The sequence below is a fragment of the Chryseobacterium sp. MA9 genome, assembly GCF_024399315.1.
Taxonomy (GTDB): domain Bacteria; phylum Bacteroidota; class Bacteroidia; order Flavobacteriales; family Weeksellaceae; genus Chryseobacterium.
In genome coordinates, this window is sequence record NZ_CP075170.1 from 2331070 (window position 1) to 2347769 (window position 16700).

Sequence of the window (16700 nt, forward strand, 5' to 3'; positions counted from 1 at the left end):
ATACAATTATTTCCATTAAAAATCATAGAAAATTCTATGATTTTTTTGGTTTATATTTGTGTTTATTGTTTAATACCAAAACTACAGATATGAAATTCGGACAAGTAGAAGACCCATCAAAAATAGATTTCACTTTACCAAAAGATCATCCTAAAACCAAGGATATACTGGCTCTTAATAAAAAAGGACTGGAAAATATTTCTATCGGATGTGCAAAATGGAATAAAACGGATCTTAAAGGATTTTATCCTAAAGGAACTAAAGATGAACTGACCTATTATGCCACTCAGTTTAATTCCATTGAACTGAATGCTACTTTCTACGGAATGCCCACCCCAGATCAGGTAAAAACATGGAAAGAAAAAACTCCTGATAATTTTAAATTCTTTCCCAAGATTACCAATACGGTTTCCCATTTCAGAAGACTGATTGATGTGACTGATCCGGTAACTCATTTTGCTTCAGCAGTGATCAATTTTGATGAAAAACTGGGTATGGCTTTTCTTCAGCTTCATGACAATTTTAAGCCCAAAGATTATGACAGACTGGAAAAATTTGTAAAAGAATGGCCTAAAGAAGTTCCCTTAGCTATAGAGCTCAGGAATACGGAATGGTTTACTGATGAGGAAATTCTTAATACAACCTGTGAACTCTTTGAAGCTCATAATATCACCAATATCATCGTAGATACTGCCGGAAGAAGAGATATGCTTCATATGCGCCTTACTACGCCTAATGCATTTATCCGTTATGTAGGAGCCAATGCTGAAAGTGACTATGAAAGATTGGATGACTGGTTGAAACATCTCACGAAATGGAAGAAAGAAGGTCTTCAGAATCTCTACTTTTTCGTACACCAGAATATTGAAAAAGCTTCTCCTCTATTATCCGCTTATTTTATCAAGAAACTGAATGAAGAATGGAAAACTGATATCCATATTCCACAAATGGCAACAGAAGGTACAGGAACGTTATTTTAGGTAATATAAATCAGGTACAGAATAAAAGATTATGCAAACTCTTTTTTCATAACGAAAAATTTCATAAATTAGAGTATAGTGTATTTCATAATACATTATGCTTTAAAACATAAATCATGGAAAAAGAAATTTGCAAAATCAGTATTGCCAATAGCTGGCTTGGTGATGAGTATACTTTTTATGAAAACGATACCATAAAAAGAGTATATGATCATCACAGTCTTAATTCCAATAAAACGGAATGGGTTACCCCAAAAGAAATCAGTAAACAGAATAAAGACAAACTTATCAGATTCTGCCCTGAGGAGTTCAAGGAACAAATTATGCAGATCCTGGATTACCCTTAAGCAAAAATAATAATGGGTAATGGGTACTATAAAAAGACTCATTACCCATTCTATTCTTATTTATTTTTCTTCAGAAGCAATACCAGATTGAGAAACAGAAGCAGGAAATCCAGTGTAATCCAGATCCCAAGTTTTGTGTTCTCATAATTATAGGCATCTACCTGTTTTTTTGCCGATTCAGAAAGTTTCATACTTTGGTTGATGTAATTCTGAACTTCTACAATCTGATCAATATTTTTATTCGGTACGGAATGCTGGGAAAAGTACACCAGGTTTTTCTTTCCGAGATAGCCTACGATCCAGTATTCATCAGACTTATCCATTTTCAGGTATTCTATCCTGTAGTATTCCGGACGTATTTTACCAATATGTTTGGGCTCAAGGCTTGTATTTTTATCGGTTTTATTTACATTGATCAGGTAAAAATCCAATGCCTGAGGAAGCTTATTGATGACCTGCAGCCCCACAGAATTATCCACAAATGCTACAGCACTTTTCTTGATAAACCAATATGTAAAAACAGAAATTGAAAAAACTACTGTTACAATACGAAACAGCTTCGCCCACTTTGCTATATTTCCTGATTTTACCTTAAACAGGACCAAAGAAAGAACAGAAGCCAGAAATATTATAAAAATAATGAGTGTCATATTTTACAAAGATACTTCTTATCTCTATTTTATCTATATCGGAGTTTACTTTTTTAATTTTACCCCACGTTTTTGACACTTAATTTCTTTGGTATTTACCGAGTTTATCACATAAAAAAACTATCCAGACACATGAAAATCTTACAACATGAGATGGATAGCTATGTTTGGGAAATATATCAATGTAAAGTTTAATATCCATAAAGTTATGAGTACAAAATCTTTTGCCAATCTTTATTCATAATCTCAGTTTATCTTCTAGTCTACATTCCATTCCTTATAAAACTGGTCGAGGAAATTCAGCATATAATTGTGTCTTTCTTCGGCTATTTTTTTTCCTTTTTGGGTATTCATCATATCTTTCAAAAGCAATAGTTTTTCGTAGAAATGATTGATGGTTGTTCCATCAGACTTTTTATATTCTTCTTTTGACATTCCCAGTTTAGGTTTCATATCCGGGTGATACATCAGATTATTCTTAAAACCTCCAAAATTGAATGTTCTGGCAATTCCAATAGCTCCTATTGCATCAATACGGTCTGCATCCTGCACAATTTGCAGTTCAATAGGTGGATTTACCGGAGCCTGATCTCTGTTTTTAAACGATATATTTTCAATTACAAATAAAACCTTCTGGATCGTTTCTTCAGGGACGTTCTGCTCTTCAAGAAATGCTCTGGATATTTTGGGTGCAATGGTTTCATCACCGTTATGAAATTTAGGATCTGCAATATCATGGAGAAGGGCAGATAATTCTACCACCTCTTTATCACAGTTTTCTGTTTCTGCTATCTGAGCAGCCAGTTTCCATACTCTTTCAATATGGAACCAGTCATGTCCTGCCTCTGCTCCTTCTAATTTTTCTTTTACAAATGCTACCGTGTTGTCAATCGTACTTTTCATTTATCTTTCAGTTCATTTAAAATAATATCCCAGAGTTTACTGTTGTAGCTTCTAAAAAAATTGATATGTCCGATTTCCTTTTTATCAGATTCTGAAACAGCAATCAGTCTGTAAGTTGGTTTAAGATTAGGATAAGTATTGTTCAATAAGCTTAATACGCCTCTTTCTGTCAGCCAGATATCATCTTCTGCGCGGATTACAAATACTTTCTGTGTCAAATTTTTAGAAAAGTTATCAATTTTCTCCAACAGCCTGTTGGTTGATTTCTTGTTTAAAATTAAGGTTCTCCAGTCATATGCGCAATTTTTTGGAAGACTTTCTCCCAGTCCAAACCAATGTGCCGGAAAATATCCTAATAATGAAGTGGTTAATGGCTGGGCAATTCCAAACCCCAGATAGGCTTCAATTTTTGTAACTCCTTTAAGGTTACCTACAAAAGCATTTTGTGTTCCTACAAAAACAAATTCTTCGAATATTTCCGAATCTTCATTCATTCCCAGAATCAATGCGCCTACAGAATGGCCTAAGCAATACTTTTTATGGTCTTTAAAGTGTGTTTTGATGTATCCAGTTAAAGCTTTATAATCTTTTGACCCCCACAATCTCATTGAACCATGAAATCCTCTCATATCTTTCGGCTTGGAAAGTCCTATTCCCCTGTAATCGTACGTAATCACCGTAAATCCCTGTTCAGAAAAATAACTGGCAAAAGAAAAGTACACCTGCTGTTTCACTCCTGTTGCCGAATTGATCAGCAATAGTTTCCCATTACTTTTTTCCGGTTTAAAGAGATGGACACCCAAAGAAATATGATCTTCCGTGCTAAGTATTAGTTTTTCCATAGTATAAAAAGAAAAAAATCCACTATAAAAGTGGACATTTTACTTATATTTTTATGTTAAGTTTCAGACTTTTGATATGTCGTAAATAGTTTTAAGAAAAGAAATCTGACATTCTTGGCAGCCCTGTCTGAGAACCTTTACCTCCGGAAACTCTTGATGAAACTTCATTTCCAAACTTCACACATTCTTCGATAGAATTTCCATGGCAAAGTGCGATAGCAAATCCTGAGGTAAATGCATCACCCATTCCCATTTTATAAACTTTCTCATCTTTGTCGTTTCTGTAATATTTCATTTCTGTACCATCAAAATAAATGGTGGAATTGGTATCATCTCTTACAAAAACTTTATTGAAATATTTCTTAAGGACCTCTTCCCTTTTTTCTTCTCCGAAAATGGTGTATAATTCGTTGCTCTTAGCTACAATAAAATCAACCTTTTCTAAGATTTCTTCACTGACTCTCATTGCAGGAGAAGCATACAAACCTACTTTTTTTCCATATTTCTTAGCTTTTTTAACGGTATGCTCTACTACCTCCATAGAAACCTCAAGCTGTACCAGCACGAGATCTGCAGTATTAAAATACCTTTCGGCTTCGTCTATATGTGATTTGCTAAGATGTTTATTGGCTGCCGGCACTACAACAATTGCCGCATTGCCGTGAGAAGTCGTCACATAAGCTGTTCCTGTAGCATCTTTATCTGTTTCATGTACAAAACCTACATTCACATTTTCACTTACCAGATTTCTCATAATCTGCTGCCCAAGGGGATCCATTCCCACACATCCTATAAAGTATACACTTGCACCCAGCCTGGCAGTACCTACCGACTGATTGGCTCCTTTGCCCCCAAAATAGCTATCTGACTTAACGGCTAAGACCGTTTCGTTGGGTGAAGGAAGTTTTTCGGTTTCAAGAACCAAATCTATGGATGAGCTGCCCACAACAATAATTCGGGGTTGTTCTGATGAGAAATTCATTGTGTTTTGTATTAGCTTTAAAATTTATAACTGACAAAATCGTGTTCCAAAAATAGCTAATTTTAAATTAACTTATTTCTATAAATTCAGTAATTATTTTCACAGGTAATTGATCTTGATCATAGGCTATATAACTGGCATAAAATCCCTCACCATATCCGGTTTCAAAAGCAAATATAGTTCCAGGATGTTCTTTTGCAGGTTTTAGGAAGGCATATTGGTCAATAGCTCCGTTTTCATCAAAGAAATACTCATGGAAAAACTCTTCGTAGATTCCCATAAAATCTCCGCCTTTATTCTGGAATAATCTCTGTTCAAGCTCGTTGAGACTGTTTTGAGTATCAACATCCATAAAACATCCCATCCCGCTTTCTACAGGATAACCAAAGATTTCTTCTTTTGCCAGATCTTTTATATTCTGTCCCGCTGTGGTTGCCAGTTTCCATTCTTTAATTTCAGAATTATTGAATATGATTTCGGTATAAGCCACACAGTTACTGTTTCTTTCTTTGTGCACCATCACAGAAAAATCTCCCTTCGGAAATTCTGTGGTGAAAGGAAGCATATCATTGGTGATTAATGGATCGCAGGCAACCAGCTTTCCACTGGAAAGATAGATCTTTCCTGCTTCAAAACTTTCTAACAATGGATTTTCTACAAAATCCTTTGAGAATAGTTTTTTTATGTTTTCTATATGTGTCATTTTATTATTCTTTAAACCATCAGGCTGGATACAATTTTCCATCTGTATCCAGCCTGAGATTTTGACAAACTTTACTGTCTATATTTTACAAACTTTTCAGTTTCTCTTCAAGGATCGCAATTTTATCCTGAGCATCTTTCTGCTTCTTACGCTCCACTTCCACAACTTCAGGTTTAGCATTGGCGACAAACTTTTCATTGGAAAGTTTTTTATCTACTGAAATTAAGAATCCTTTTAAATATTTCAATTCCTCTTCAGTTTTTGCTTTTTCTTCTCCCAAGTCTAAATTTTCACTTAAAGGAATAGAAACCTCAGTTGCTCCTACCAGGAAGGTAAAGCTTGGTTTATCTGTTTTCTGTCCAAAATGAATCTCAGAAATATTAGCTAATTTTCTTACTACAGCTTCATTTGCAAATTCAGAAGCATTGGTATATACCTCAGCAGCTTCTCTTGGTGAAATTCCTTTTGTCTGGCGGTAGTTTCTAACTCCGGAAATTAATTCTGCTGCCGTTTCAAAGTTTTTAATAATCGTTTCATCGAATGCTTCGGCTTCTTTCTGTTGAGCTATAACTAAAGCTTCATCAATACTTCTTTCTGAGATCGTCTGCCACAATTCTTCTGACTGGAAAGGCATAAACGGATGAAGCAGTTTCATCAATTCCTCAAAGAACAGGATGGTTCTGTCATACACTTCCTTAGAAATTCCTTCTCCATAATTTGGTTTAATTGCTTCAAGATACCATCCGCAAAAATCATCCCAAATTAATTTATAGATCAGGTGAAGAGCATCAGAAATTCTGAATTTCTCAAACTGATCATTAATTTCCGCAATTGTTTTATTCAATTTGTTTTCAAACCACTCAATAGCCTGGTTATCGGTTGCAATAGCTGGTTTGTCTTCATGATTCCACATATTGATCAGACGGAACGCATTCCAAATCTTCGTCATGAAGTTTCTTCCCTGAAGCATTAAATCTTCGTCAAAAAGAAGGTCATTTCCAGCTGCAGAGCTTAATAGAATACCTACACGTACTCCATCTGCTCCGTATTTGTCCATTAATTCAAGTGGATCAGGAGAGTTTCCAAGAGATTTTGACATCTTTCTTCTCTGCTTATCTCTTACAATTCCTGTGAAGTAAACATTTTTAAATGGAACTTCTTTTCTGTATTCCAATCCAGCCATGATCATTCTTGCTACCCAGAAGAAAATAATATCCGGACCTGTAACAAGGTCAGATGTTGGATAGTAATAGTTGATATCTTTATTTTCAGGATCAAGTAATCCGTCAAATACAGACATTGGCCATAACCATGATGAGAACCATGTATCCAATGCATCATCATCCTGTTTAAGGTTTTCTGCAGTCAGGTTTGAATTTCCAGTTTTTTGTTTTGCCAGTTCTAAGGCGTCTTCCTTAGTTTCTGCAACTACAAAATCATTTTCTCCTTCTCCATAGTAATAAGCAGGAATCTGCTGTCCCCACCAAAGCTGACGGGAGATATTCCAGTCGCGGATGTTTTCCATCCAGTGCTTATACGTATTTTTAAACTTTTCAGGGTAGAACTTTACTTCATCATCCATTACTACATCCAAAGCTGGTTTAGCAATTTCGGACATTTTAAGGAACCATTGTACTGAAACTTTAGGTTCAATAACGGCACCTGTTCTCTCGGAAGTTCCCACTTTATTTACATAATCTTCAGCTTTAAGCAAAAGATCTTTTTCTTCAAGTTCTTTAGCAATCTGCTTTCTTACGTCGAATCTGTTTTTCCCAGCATAATGTAAACCATGTTCATTAAGATTTCCATCATCATCAAGAGCATCAATCATTTTTAACTGATGTTTCTGTCCAATTTCATAGTCATTGATATCATGTGCAGGAGTAATTTTCAAAGCTCCGGTTCCGAACTCAATATCTACATATTCATCCTCAATGATTGGAATTACTCTGTCAACGATTGGTACAATTACATTTTTACCTTTTAAGTGAGCATATCTTTCATCATTCGGATTGATACATACTGCTGTGTCCCCGAAAATAGTTTCCGGACGTGTAGTAGCAACTGAAAGATATTCTTCAGATCCTTCGATTTTATATTTAAGAAAATATAATTTTCCGTTTTGTTCTTTAAATATTACTTCTTCATCAGAAATATTGGTTTTCGCTTCCGGATCCCAGTTTACCATTCTGTAGCCTCTGTAGATTAATCCTTTGTTATAAAGGTCTACGAAACTTTTGATAACCTGCTGCGAAAGTTTGTCTTCCATAGTGAAGCGGGTTCTGTCCCAATCACATGAACATCCCAACTTTTTCAGCTGCTCAAGGATAGTTCCTCCATATTTATTGGTCCAGTCCCATGCATGAGTTAAAAACTCTTCACGGGTAATATCTGACTTATTAACTCCCTCAGATTTCAGTTTAGCAACAACTTTAGCTTCAGTAGCAATTGAAGCGTGATCTGTTCCCGGAATCCAACAAGCATTAAACCCGCGCATTCTTGCACGGCGGACCAGAACATCTTGAATGGTATTGTTCAACATATGTCCCATGTGTAATATCCCCGTCACGTTTGGCGGAGGAATGACCACGGTATATGGTGGTTTATCATTAGGCTCTGAGTGGAAATATTTATTTTCCAACCAGTAATTGTACCATTTCTGTTCTGTTTCCTGTGGATTGTACTTTTCTGAAATCTGCATAAATTCTATTTCTTTGGCTTGCAATTTGCAAAAATAGTCTAAAGAAAAAAATTTTTAAGCATGAATTAAAATAATTTTTAACTTTGTTTCACAAAATTTATCTAACAAACGTATTAACATTCAAGAATATGAAAAAACTAATTGCAGGAATTGCATTATTCGGAACATTTGCAATTGCATCTGCACAAACGATTACATTTGATAAAACAACTTTCGATTACGGTACTATTAAGCCTAGTGCTGATGGTACGAGATTCTTTACTGTAACGAATTCAGGTGATAAGCCTTTGATTCTTTCAAATGTAAAGCCTTCTTGTGGATGTACAACTCCTGAATTCAGCCAAGATCCGATCATGCCTGGGAAATCAGCTAAGATCAAAGTTGGATACAACACCGCTATTCCTGGTCCTTTCAACAAAATGATTGAGGTTTTCTCTAATGACCCTGCAAACAGTAGAAGTGTAATCTACATTAAAGGTAATGTAGATGCTAATGCTCCTGCTGCCGAGCCAAAAGTATTGACTCCTGCAGAGCAGAAAGAAGCTGCTAAAGCTGAGAAAAAAGCTGCCAAACTAGCTAAAAAGGCTGCTGCGAAGTAATCTCTACTCAAAAAAAATAAAGAAACCGTCTCCATAGAGGCGGTTTTTTTATTACATTTATGTTTGTTTAGGTGGCAGGGAATAACATTAACATCTATTAATTATTTATTTAGATTTTGCCTGAGGCCTTTGGATTGCTTGTTATTTTTAAAGGTGGGTTAAACCACCTCTATTGAATTTTTAATAACAACATCTTTTAATCTTTTAATCTTTTAATCTTTTAATCTTTAAAATATATGGACACCAATTTCTCAGATGACTTTAAGGTAAATGGAACATTTTCAATAAAAAAAACTTCAACATCTTATAAGGGAAAGCTCACCAAAGAAGACGGAGAGCAAATGCTGATTCAGGAGAAAGAAAAGCTTCGTGAACTGCAGGAAAAATTATATGCTGACGGAAGCCAGTCTCTCCTGGTTGTACTGCAGGCTATGGATGCAGCAGGAAAAGACAGTATGATAGAACATGTTTTCGGAGGAGTAAACCCGCAGGGATGTAATGTGACGAGTTTCAAAACACCAAGTTCTAAAGAATATTCCCATGATTTTTTATGGAGACATTATCTCGCATTACCACAAAAAGGGATGATCGGAATTTTCAACCGGTCCCATTATGAGAGTGTCCTGGTTTGCAAAGTACATCCTGAATATAATTTAAGTGAAAAAACGTGGTCTTCAGTAAAAGATTTCGACAATAAATTCTGGGAAAACAGATATGAAAGTATCAGGAATTTTGAAAAACACCTTTCCCAGAACGGTACAACGGTTGTAAAGATCTTTTTACATGTTTCTAAGGATGAGCAGAAAAAAAGGCTTCTGGACAGAATCAATGAACAGGAAAAAAACTGGAAATTCTCTGCAGGAGATCTTCCGGAAAGAGCACTATTCGATCAATATATGGAAGCTTATGAAACGGCCATCAATGAAACATCGAAAGATCATGCTCCATGGTATGTACTTCCTGCCGACAGCAAATGGTTTACAAGAGTAGCAGCTATCCAGATCATTATTGATACTCTTGAAAAAATGAATCTCAAATACCCTACACTTTCCGATAGAGACACGCAAGATCTTCAACAGGCTAAAAAGCAATTAATGCAAGAATAATCACTCATAGTTTATTTCAAAACCGATCTGTGATGAATATAATTAAAGACCTTTGAATGTAGTTTTTCAAAGGTTTTTTTCCATGTGAATTGTTCGGCACTTTTTATCTTATTCCCATTTTCCGGTAATAGGAATGGTATAATTTCCTTGGGAATGCGCCACAAAACTTCGGGTGGATTTTGTCTGAAAATATTGATGTAAAGTTTTAATGTTTCCAGATACCAGTCCTGATGTTTATGATAATCATTAATTCCACCTACGTTTGGGAAATGATGCAGCTCTCTTTCCAGAGTTTTCGGGCAGAATTCTTTCCAGTACTCCGTGGTATAAAGCAAATGCATATGCCATACTTTATCTACAGCGATTGAGGGTGAGGCTCCGTTTTTTGAGACACAGCACAAATAAACAAACTTTTTATATTCTTCAATGGCAAGCAGACAGAATCTTCTCGTCCAACCTTCAGTCTGAGCTAATTTTCTGGAAAATGGGATGATAACATCAGCCTGATCAATCTGATACGCTGAAATTCTTTTCCACAAGGGATTCTGGTCATAATCTAGCTGTGTATTATCCAGTAAAACAGAAGTAAAATCGGGTTTCATGATGTCAACATTTTAATTGGTAATTCCAGTTATTAATATAAATTCAATTAGCCTCCGCATCCACAGGATACCGGACTATTATAAGTATAGATTTCTTTTTTATAATGACATTGAAGTAATTTCGCAAAATCATCTCTGGTCATATCCGTATAAACATCTGTATCCCCTAAATATAATTGAAAATCTTTTTCAGGATACAAATCTACTGTCACCGAAATAACGGCATCAATAATCTGAATTTCAGAAATTTCGTCCCAGAGCAATTGCTGTTTTGCCTTATGGTTAAAAATTCCTGTTTTGTTGATGGATAGTATTTCAACAGCTTCTTCTTCCGGAGTTCTCTGCTCCTTAATGCATCCAATTAAGATTTTTACTGAACCATAAAAGAATACTGATATAAGTACAAGTACAATAATCGAGATTAAAGACTTAAAGAAATCACTACTTATTAGCAAAAGATAGATTATTGCGCAAAGAGCGGCCAGTAAAGCAAGTGATATGAGCATAAAGAAAATAATCGTCAAATATCCCGGTTTTCTTTGTCTGGATTTATATAAGGTAATTTCTGTTTTCATTTTGTATGTTACTGTATTAAAATTAACAACCGCAACCGCAGGATGATGGAGTACTATAAATATAAATTTCTTTTTTATAATAATATTCCAATAGTTTTTCAAAATCATCCTGCTTCATTTGCTTCTGAAGATCTGTATAGAAAAGGTTAAGTTTAAAATCTTTTCCAGAATCAAAATCTACGGTTACAGACAATATAGAGTCTATAATCTGTATTTCAGAAATATTTTCCCATCCGGCTTTTTTATTTTCCGGATAATAAGCTATCCCTTCTTTTGAGATATTTAAAGCAGGATAAATAACCCGACGTTTTCTTTGTTTTCTGATCAGATAAAGAAAATGTTTTATGATCAAATAATTTAAAAACATCACCCCGATCCACACTACCTTATTAAGAATCCTTATCAGTACAACATTGCTAATATCACTGAAAAAATAAGCCAGACATTGATCAATTACCCAAAACAGCCCATATACAAAGGCAATATAAAATAGAATAAGAATATATCCGGGTTTTTCTTCAGGAACTGAATGTAATGTGATTTCTGTTCTCATTTTGATTTGTTTATACAAATTTGTGACAACAGAACAATATAAAAGTCTTTAATTCGTATTATTTGGTTTTACGCAGGTCTTATATTAGACTCAAACAAAACAATGCTCTTTCACATGTAGTTATGAAAAGAGGTTAGATTTAAGAATAAAATTTGAGAAAAATTATATTGTAAAAAACGAGAAAATCTATAAGCCGGATTCTGTACTCCCGAAGAAGTGCCTGTTATTTATCTACGTGTTACATTACTGCAACACTTGAGCTGATTACCCCTCGGTTTTCAGGACGAGCCGCCCCTATTTCCATTACTGAAAAGAACCGATATACTTACCATTGCACCGCAAAGAGTTTACCTGGTTTCACTACAGCCGAACTGTACTTGCTTTCTGTTGCACTTGTCCTACCCTCACGGGTGACGGATGTTATCCGCTTTGCTGCTCTATGGTGTCCGGACTTTCCTACCTCCCGTAAAACGGGAAATCAACAAGCCGATTTTCTCGCGGATGCAAAGATACATAAATTTCACAAAGAAAGCTGAGAAAGCTAAGTTAGCCGAGAAATCTAATTTTTTAATTCACTTTTTCTTTTTCACATTTTTACAATTTTACATCATAATTTTTACTAATTTACCACTTTATCATTATCTTCGTGCCATTATATATCTATGGGTTCCAGAGAAAAAGAATTTGCGCAGCTTATCAAAGATAATCAGGGATTGATTATCAAAGTATCGCGCCTGTATACCAATTCTCTGGAAGATGAAGAGGATCTTTTCCAGGAAATCGTGTTACAGCTCTGGAGAAGTTATGATTCCTTTAAAGGAAATTCCAAGATTTCCACATGGATGTACCGTGTAGCGCTCAATACAGCCATTACCCTCTTTAGAAAAAAAAGCAAAAGTCTTCCTACAAACGAACTGGATGTCAACCACAAAGATTTTGTGGAAGATGATGATGAAAAACAGCAACAGGTATCACTTTTGTATACTGTAATAAAGACTCTTCCTAATGTGGAAAGAGCTATTGTAATGATGTATCTGGATGATTTGCCTTACAAGGATATTGCAGAAAACCTCGGGATTACTGAAGTAAATGCACGTGTGAAAATGAACAGATTAAAGAAAACCCTTAAAGAACAGATGGAAAAATATGCCTGAATTTGATTTAGACAGTTTTAAGAAAACATGGCAGGAACAGCCTGTTCAAGAGAAATACGACAACTCTGAAATCCTTCAGATGCTGAACCGTAAATCGCGCAATTATGTGAAATATATTTTCTGGATCAGCGTGATAGAATTTCTGTTTTTTACATTTTTTGGATTATTTTATATCATCCAGGGAAGAGAGTCAAACAGCTTTCTGAGTATTCTGGAAAAGCTTGGAGCAAGGAAAACCTCCGAGCTAGAAGGCTTTCTCGACAATATATATGTGGCATTGAAGGTTTTAAGTTTATCTATAACCGCTTATTTTGTTTATAAATTTTATCAGAACTATAAGAAAATAAAAATTGAAGAAAACTTAAAGAAATTTATCCTTAAAATTATTCAGTTTAAGAAGACAGTAAACGCCTTTATATTAATTAATATTCTTTTATTAATAGCATTTACGTCTATTTTTACGGTCTTTATATTTTATATTTTAAATACTCAGCATATTGAAGTGACCAGTTCTACTCTTATAGGCTTTATCACTGGAATAATTGTCAGTACTGCACTGGCTGTTCTTTTAATCTGGTTATACTACAAACTGGTATATGGCATCATTATGAGAAAGCTTGATAAAAACTTAAAACAATTAAAAGATATTGATTCTCAGGAAAGTTAATATACATAGGCATATTTCGGGATATAATTATTAATTTTAGCCCACCAAATCTTAAACTATGCCCTTATCTTATGTATATGGAACCTCTGAGATTCCATTATTAGGACAGACCATCGGAGCCAATCTTAAAAGTACTGTCGAAAAATACCCCCATCAGGAAGCATTAGTCTGTGTTCATCAGAATTACAGAGCTACTTACCAGGAATTTTACAACCAGACCACTGCTGTTGCAAAAGCTTTACTGCTTTTGGGAGCAAAAGCCGGTGACAGAATCGGAATCTGGTCTTCCAACCGTTATGAGTGGGTTCTTTTGCAGTATGCCACTGCGAGAATAGGAACCATTTTAGTCAATATCAATCCGGCTTACAGGACTCATGAACTCACCTATGTACTTAATCAGTCTGAAGTTCGTTTTATTTTTTCTTCTTTAAGTTTTAAAAGCAGCAACTACAAAGAAATGGTTGAGTATGCCAAAGAAGTATGTCCTACCCTTGAACATGAGATATTCTTTGATGAAAACTGGGAAGCATTTGTCAATAACGGCCAGGATATTTCAGATGAAGTTCTTCACAGTTTTGAAGAACATGTACAGTTTGATGATCCTGTTAACATTCAATATACTTCCGGAACTACAGGTTTTCCGAAAGGCGTTACGCTTTCTCATCATAACATACTCAACAACGGGTATTTTATCGGAATCAGATTAAAATATACTGAGAAAGACCGTGTCTGTATCCCTGTTCCTTTTTATCATTGTTTTGGTATGGTTATCGGAAATATGTGCTGTACAGCCCACGGAGCATGTATGGTAATTCCCAATGACAGTTTTGATCCGGAAATTACTTTAAAAGCCGTTTCTGACGAAAAATGTACTTCTTTGTATGGTGTTCCTACCATGTTTATTGCTGAACTGGCAGTAAAAGATTTTAATAAGTATGATTTTTCAAGCTTAAGAACGGGTGTTATGGCAGGATCAGTATGTCCTCCGGAAATTATGAAAAAGGTAGAGAGTCTGATGAATATTAAAGAAATGAGTATCTGCTACGGAATGACGGAAACTTCACCTGTATCTACCCAGACTTTAATAGGAACATCGCTGGAGAAACAGGTCAGTACTGTGGGAACTGTCCAGGATCATCTTGAGATCAAAATCATTGATGAAAATGGCAGAACTCTGAAACGCGGGGAACATGGTGAACTTTGTACAAGAGGCTATTCTGTCATGCTGAAATACTGGAATGATCCTGAAAACACTAAAAAAGTACTGGATAATGCCCGCTGGATGCATACCGGAGATATGGCAGTAATGGATAAAGACGGATATATTACCATTTCAGGAAGAATAAAAGACCTTATCATCCGTGGTGGAGAAAATATTTCACCTAAAGAAATTGAAGATTTTTTATATACTTACACCAACATTCTTGATGTTCAGATCATTGGCGTTCCTAGTGAAAAATTCGGGGAAGAAGTGATGGCCTGGGTAAAAGTGAGAAAAGGTTTTACCATCACTGCTGAAGAACTGCAGGAATACTGCAAAGGAAGAATTGCCCACTATAAAGTACCGAAATACTGGAAATTTGTAGATGAATTCCCTATGACCATTTCCGGAAAAATAAGAAAAGTAGAAATGCGGGAGATTTCTATGAAAGAACTTGAATTAGGTAGTTTTAAAGATTAATTTCAAATAAAAACGATGAGCAATAAGAGATCTTTTTTTCTCTCAACTGATAATAAAAAAAGCATTTCAATTTGAAATGCTTTTTTTATATTTTTAAAGTTCTTTTCTTAATCTTGCTACAGGAATATTGAGCTGTTCACGATATTTTGCAATCGTTCTTCTGGCAATATTATAACCCTGTTCTTTTAGAATGACCACTAATGCATCATCTGTAAGCGGCTTTCTTTTATTTTCTTTGCTGATTACTTCCTGAAGATGGGTTTTGATTTCTTTGGTAGAAACTTCTTCTCCGTCATCATTCGTTAAGCTGTCTGAAAACAGGTCTTTTAGATATACAATACCGTTAGGCGTATCCGCATACTTACTTTTTACCACTCTTGAAATAGTAGAGATATCAAATCCTGTAATATCTGCAACGTCCTTTAAGATCATTGGTTTCAGAGACTTTTCATCTCCGGTAATGAAATAATCCTTCTGGAACTTCACAATCGCTGTAATCGTCTGTAATAAGGTATTCTGACGCTGATTAATAGCATCTATATACCATTTTGCCGCATCCAGTTTCTGCTTGATAAATAATGCAGCCTGTTTATGTTCCGATGAATTTTTATCATGGGAATAAGTAGTAAGAATATCTTTATATTCTTCAGAAACTCTTAAAGTAGGTGCATTTTTGCTGTTGAGCATAGGAATCACCAAACCGTCTTTTACCTGAATCACAAAATCCGGAATAATTTCCTGATTAATTGTAATTGTTTGTGTATCGAAGTTCCCTCCTACTTTTGGGGATAATTTTGAGATTTCTTCCAGTGCGTCTTTCAGATCTTCTTCTTCAATATCATATTTCTGAATGATCTTATTGTAGTGCTTATTCGTCAAGGCATCAAACTGATGTCTCAAAATATTGGCAGCTAACGAAACTGCTTTATCTGAGCTTACTTTCTTTTCAATTTGCAGCAATAAACATTCCTGCAGGCCTCTTGCTCCCACTCCGGACGGATCCAGTTTCTGAACATAGTTCTCCAGAATATCCTCAACTCTTTCTTTAGTTGTGTAAATTCCTTGTGAGAAGGCAAGATCATCAACAATAGATTTAATTTCTCTTCTAAGATATCCGTCTGTATCTAAGTTCCCGATAAGGTATTCTGCAATCTTAAGATCTTCATCACTGATATTGATCAGGTGAATCTGTTCTGTAAGATAGTCATATAAGGACTGTCCCTCTGTGAGAAGACTTTCGTTGTCAAATTCTTCATCATCCGGAGAATAGTTGCTGGATGCGGTTTTATAGCTTGGTTCATCGTCATAGATATATTCATTGACGTCGAAATCTGTTTCAATGCTTTCCGTACCCTCATCCTTATAAGCATCTTCCAGGGAAGAATATTCATCTTCCTTAGAATCTTCTTTCGCAATTTCCAAAGCCGGGTTTTCTTCTAACTCTCTCTCCAACTCCTCTTCAAATTCAAGAGTATGAAGTTGAATAAGCTTCATCAACTGGATTTGCTGAGGGGCCAGCTTTTGTCCTAATTTGAGTTGTAAGTGTTGTTTAAGCATATTCTTATTTGCGTTTTAACATAACATATTCTACGAATTTAATAAATTTATTTGACAAAAAACGTATTTAGCATGATTTTTGCATTATACATCCTATC

The 16700-nt window shown here is 35.2% G+C and carries 17 protein-coding genes and 1 other RNA gene; 7 read left to right on the forward strand and 11 right to left on the reverse strand.

The features are described 5' to 3' along the window. Positions 1 to 89 precede the first annotated feature (89 nt). Both KIK00_RS10515 and KIK00_RS10520 read left to right on the forward strand, forming a co-directional pair. Positions 90 to 980 (forward strand): DUF72 domain-containing protein, encoded by an 891-nt coding sequence (locus KIK00_RS10515; protein WP_255816502.1) that lies wholly within the window; start codon positions 90 to 92, stop codon positions 978 to 980. Positions 981 to 1096: 116 nt separating this feature from the next. Continuing rightward, on the forward strand, positions 1097 to 1327 hold the full coding sequence (locus KIK00_RS10520; RefSeq protein ID WP_255816503.1) for a hypothetical protein: 231 nt from the start codon (positions 1097 to 1099) through the stop codon (positions 1325 to 1327). 56 nt (positions 1328 to 1383) lie between these two features. On the opposite strand, the gene KIK00_RS10525 is transcribed toward KIK00_RS10520, so the two are convergent. The 6 genes from KIK00_RS10525 to KIK00_RS10550 form a co-directional block, all read right to left on the reverse strand. Continuing rightward, the gene (locus KIK00_RS10525; RefSeq protein WP_255816504.1) at positions 1384 to 1977 is read right to left on the reverse strand and encodes a hypothetical protein; all 594 of its coding nucleotides are present in this window, start codon (positions 1975 to 1977) and stop codon (positions 1384 to 1386) included. A 258-nt stretch (positions 1978 to 2235) separates the two neighbouring features. Then, positions 2236 to 2880, reverse strand: a complete 645-nt coding sequence (locus KIK00_RS10530) for an HD domain-containing protein (RefSeq protein ID WP_255816505.1) — start codon at positions 2878 to 2880, stop codon at positions 2236 to 2238. Next, positions 2877 to 3722, reverse strand: a complete 846-nt coding sequence (locus tag KIK00_RS10535; protein WP_255816506.1) for an alpha/beta fold hydrolase — start codon at positions 3720 to 3722, stop codon at positions 2877 to 2879. Before KIK00_RS10535 ends, KIK00_RS10530 begins: the two co-directional genes overlap by 4 nt. A gap of 91 nt (positions 3723 to 3813) precedes the next feature. Further along, entirely contained in the window at positions 3814 to 4704 is an 891-nt protein-coding gene (locus KIK00_RS10540) for a ribokinase (RefSeq protein ID WP_255816507.1), read from the reverse strand. A gap of 67 nt (positions 4705 to 4771) precedes the next feature. After that, positions 4772 to 5407, reverse strand: coding sequence for a DUF4241 domain-containing protein (locus KIK00_RS10545; protein WP_255816508.1), 636 nt, complete (start codon positions 5405 to 5407; stop codon positions 4772 to 4774). 85 nt (positions 5408 to 5492) lie between these two features. Next, positions 5493 to 8108: a valine--tRNA ligase gene (locus KIK00_RS10550; protein WP_255816509.1), complete on the reverse strand. Its 2616-nt coding sequence runs from the start codon at positions 8106 to 8108 to the stop codon at positions 5493 to 5495. 128 nt (positions 8109 to 8236) lie between these two features. Between KIK00_RS10550 and KIK00_RS10555 the strand changes: the two genes are divergently transcribed. Then, positions 8237 to 8707, forward strand: coding sequence for a DUF1573 domain-containing protein (locus KIK00_RS10555; RefSeq protein WP_255816510.1), 471 nt, complete (start codon positions 8237 to 8239; stop codon positions 8705 to 8707). Positions 8708 to 8943: 236 nt separating this feature from the next. Continuing rightward, complete coding sequence (locus KIK00_RS10560; RefSeq protein ID WP_255816511.1) at positions 8944 to 9813, forward strand: polyphosphate kinase 2 family protein; 870 nt, start codon at positions 8944 to 8946, stop codon at positions 9811 to 9813. 11 nt (positions 9814 to 9824) lie between these two features. On the opposite strand, the gene KIK00_RS10565 is transcribed toward KIK00_RS10560, so the two are convergent. From KIK00_RS10565 to rnpB, 4 genes are all read right to left on the reverse strand, one after another. Beyond that, the gene (locus KIK00_RS10565; RefSeq protein ID WP_255816512.1) at positions 9825 to 10415 is read right to left on the reverse strand and encodes a hypothetical protein; all 591 of its coding nucleotides are present in this window, start codon (positions 10413 to 10415) and stop codon (positions 9825 to 9827) included. Positions 10416 to 10462: 47 nt separating this feature from the next. Next, positions 10463 to 10990 (reverse strand): hypothetical protein, encoded by a 528-nt coding sequence (locus KIK00_RS10570; RefSeq protein WP_255816513.1) that lies wholly within the window; start codon positions 10988 to 10990, stop codon positions 10463 to 10465. 22 nt (positions 10991 to 11012) lie between these two features. Beyond that, entirely contained in the window at positions 11013 to 11543 is a 531-nt protein-coding gene (locus KIK00_RS10575; protein ID WP_255816514.1) for a hypothetical protein, read from the reverse strand. 173 nt (positions 11544 to 11716) lie between these two features. Then, positions 11717 to 12041: RNase P RNA component class A (gene rnpB / locus KIK00_RS10580), an RNA gene on the reverse strand. A 164-nt stretch (positions 12042 to 12205) separates the two neighbouring features. On the opposite strand from rnpB, the gene KIK00_RS10585 reads away from it, so the two are divergent. From KIK00_RS10585 to KIK00_RS10595, 3 genes are read left to right on the forward strand one after another with little or no spacing between them, the layout of a single operon-like run. Further along, positions 12206 to 12697, forward strand: coding sequence for an RNA polymerase sigma factor (locus KIK00_RS10585; RefSeq protein ID WP_255816515.1), 492 nt, complete (start codon positions 12206 to 12208; stop codon positions 12695 to 12697). Further along, positions 12690 to 13364 (forward strand): beta-carotene 15,15'-monooxygenase, encoded by a 675-nt coding sequence (locus KIK00_RS10590; RefSeq protein ID WP_255816516.1) that lies wholly within the window; start codon positions 12690 to 12692, stop codon positions 13362 to 13364. Before KIK00_RS10585 ends, KIK00_RS10590 begins: the two co-directional genes overlap by 8 nt. A gap of 58 nt (positions 13365 to 13422) precedes the next feature. After that, positions 13423 to 15045 carry an AMP-binding protein gene (locus tag KIK00_RS10595; RefSeq protein ID WP_255816517.1) on the forward strand — a complete coding sequence of 541 codons (1623 nt, stop codon included), beginning with the start codon at positions 13423 to 13425 and terminating at the stop codon, positions 15043 to 15045. Positions 15046 to 15138: 93 nt separating this feature from the next. On the opposite strand, the gene rpoN is transcribed toward KIK00_RS10595, so the two are convergent. Then, positions 15139 to 16602: an RNA polymerase factor sigma-54 gene (gene rpoN, locus KIK00_RS10600; RefSeq protein WP_255816518.1), complete on the reverse strand. Its 1464-nt coding sequence runs from the start codon at positions 16600 to 16602 to the stop codon at positions 15139 to 15141. Positions 16603 to 16700 lie beyond the last annotated feature (98 nt).

Bases quoted from the DNA above. Each gene is read 5' to 3' on its own strand.
- KIK00_RS10515 (WP_255816502.1), top strand. From the start codon at position 90: ATGAAATTCGGACAAGTAGAAGACCCATCAAAAATAGATTTCACTTTA.
- KIK00_RS10520 (WP_255816503.1), top strand. From the start codon at position 1,097: ATGGAAAAAGAAATTTGCAAAATCAGTATTGCCAATAGCTGGCTTGGT.
- KIK00_RS10525 (WP_255816504.1), bottom strand. From the start codon at position 1,977: ATGACACTCATTATTTTTATAATATTTCTGGCTTCTGTTCTTTCTTTG.
- KIK00_RS10530 (WP_255816505.1), bottom strand. From the start codon at position 2,880: ATGAAAAGTACGATTGACAACACGGTAGCATTTGTAAAAGAAAAATTA.
- KIK00_RS10535 (WP_255816506.1), bottom strand. From the start codon at position 3,722: ATGGAAAAACTAATACTTAGCACGGAAGATCATATTTCTTTGGGTGTC.
- KIK00_RS10540 (WP_255816507.1), bottom strand. From the start codon at position 4,704: ATGAATTTCTCATCAGAACAACCCCGAATTATTGTTGTGGGCAGCTCA.
- KIK00_RS10545 (WP_255816508.1), bottom strand. From the start codon at position 5,407: ATGACACATATAGAAAACATAAAAAAACTATTCTCAAAGGATTTTGTA.
- KIK00_RS10550 (WP_255816509.1), bottom strand. From the start codon at position 8,108: ATGCAGATTTCAGAAAAGTACAATCCACAGGAAACAGAACAGAAATGG.
- KIK00_RS10555 (WP_255816510.1), top strand. From the start codon at position 8,237: ATGAAAAAACTAATTGCAGGAATTGCATTATTCGGAACATTTGCAATT.
- KIK00_RS10560 (WP_255816511.1), top strand. From the start codon at position 8,944: ATGGACACCAATTTCTCAGATGACTTTAAGGTAAATGGAACATTTTCA.
- KIK00_RS10565 (WP_255816512.1), bottom strand. From the start codon at position 10,415: ATGAAACCCGATTTTACTTCTGTTTTACTGGATAATACACAGCTAGAT.
- KIK00_RS10570 (WP_255816513.1), bottom strand. From the start codon at position 10,990: ATGAAAACAGAAATTACCTTATATAAATCCAGACAAAGAAAACCGGGA.
- KIK00_RS10575 (WP_255816514.1), bottom strand. From the start codon at position 11,543: ATGAGAACAGAAATCACATTACATTCAGTTCCTGAAGAAAAACCCGGA.
- KIK00_RS10585 (WP_255816515.1), top strand. From the start codon at position 12,206: ATGGGTTCCAGAGAAAAAGAATTTGCGCAGCTTATCAAAGATAATCAG.
- KIK00_RS10590 (WP_255816516.1), top strand. From the start codon at position 12,690: ATGCCTGAATTTGATTTAGACAGTTTTAAGAAAACATGGCAGGAACAG.
- KIK00_RS10595 (WP_255816517.1), top strand. From the start codon at position 13,423: ATGCCCTTATCTTATGTATATGGAACCTCTGAGATTCCATTATTAGGA.
- rpoN (WP_255816518.1), bottom strand. From the start codon at position 16,602: ATGCTTAAACAACACTTACAACTCAAATTAGGACAAAAGCTGGCCCCT.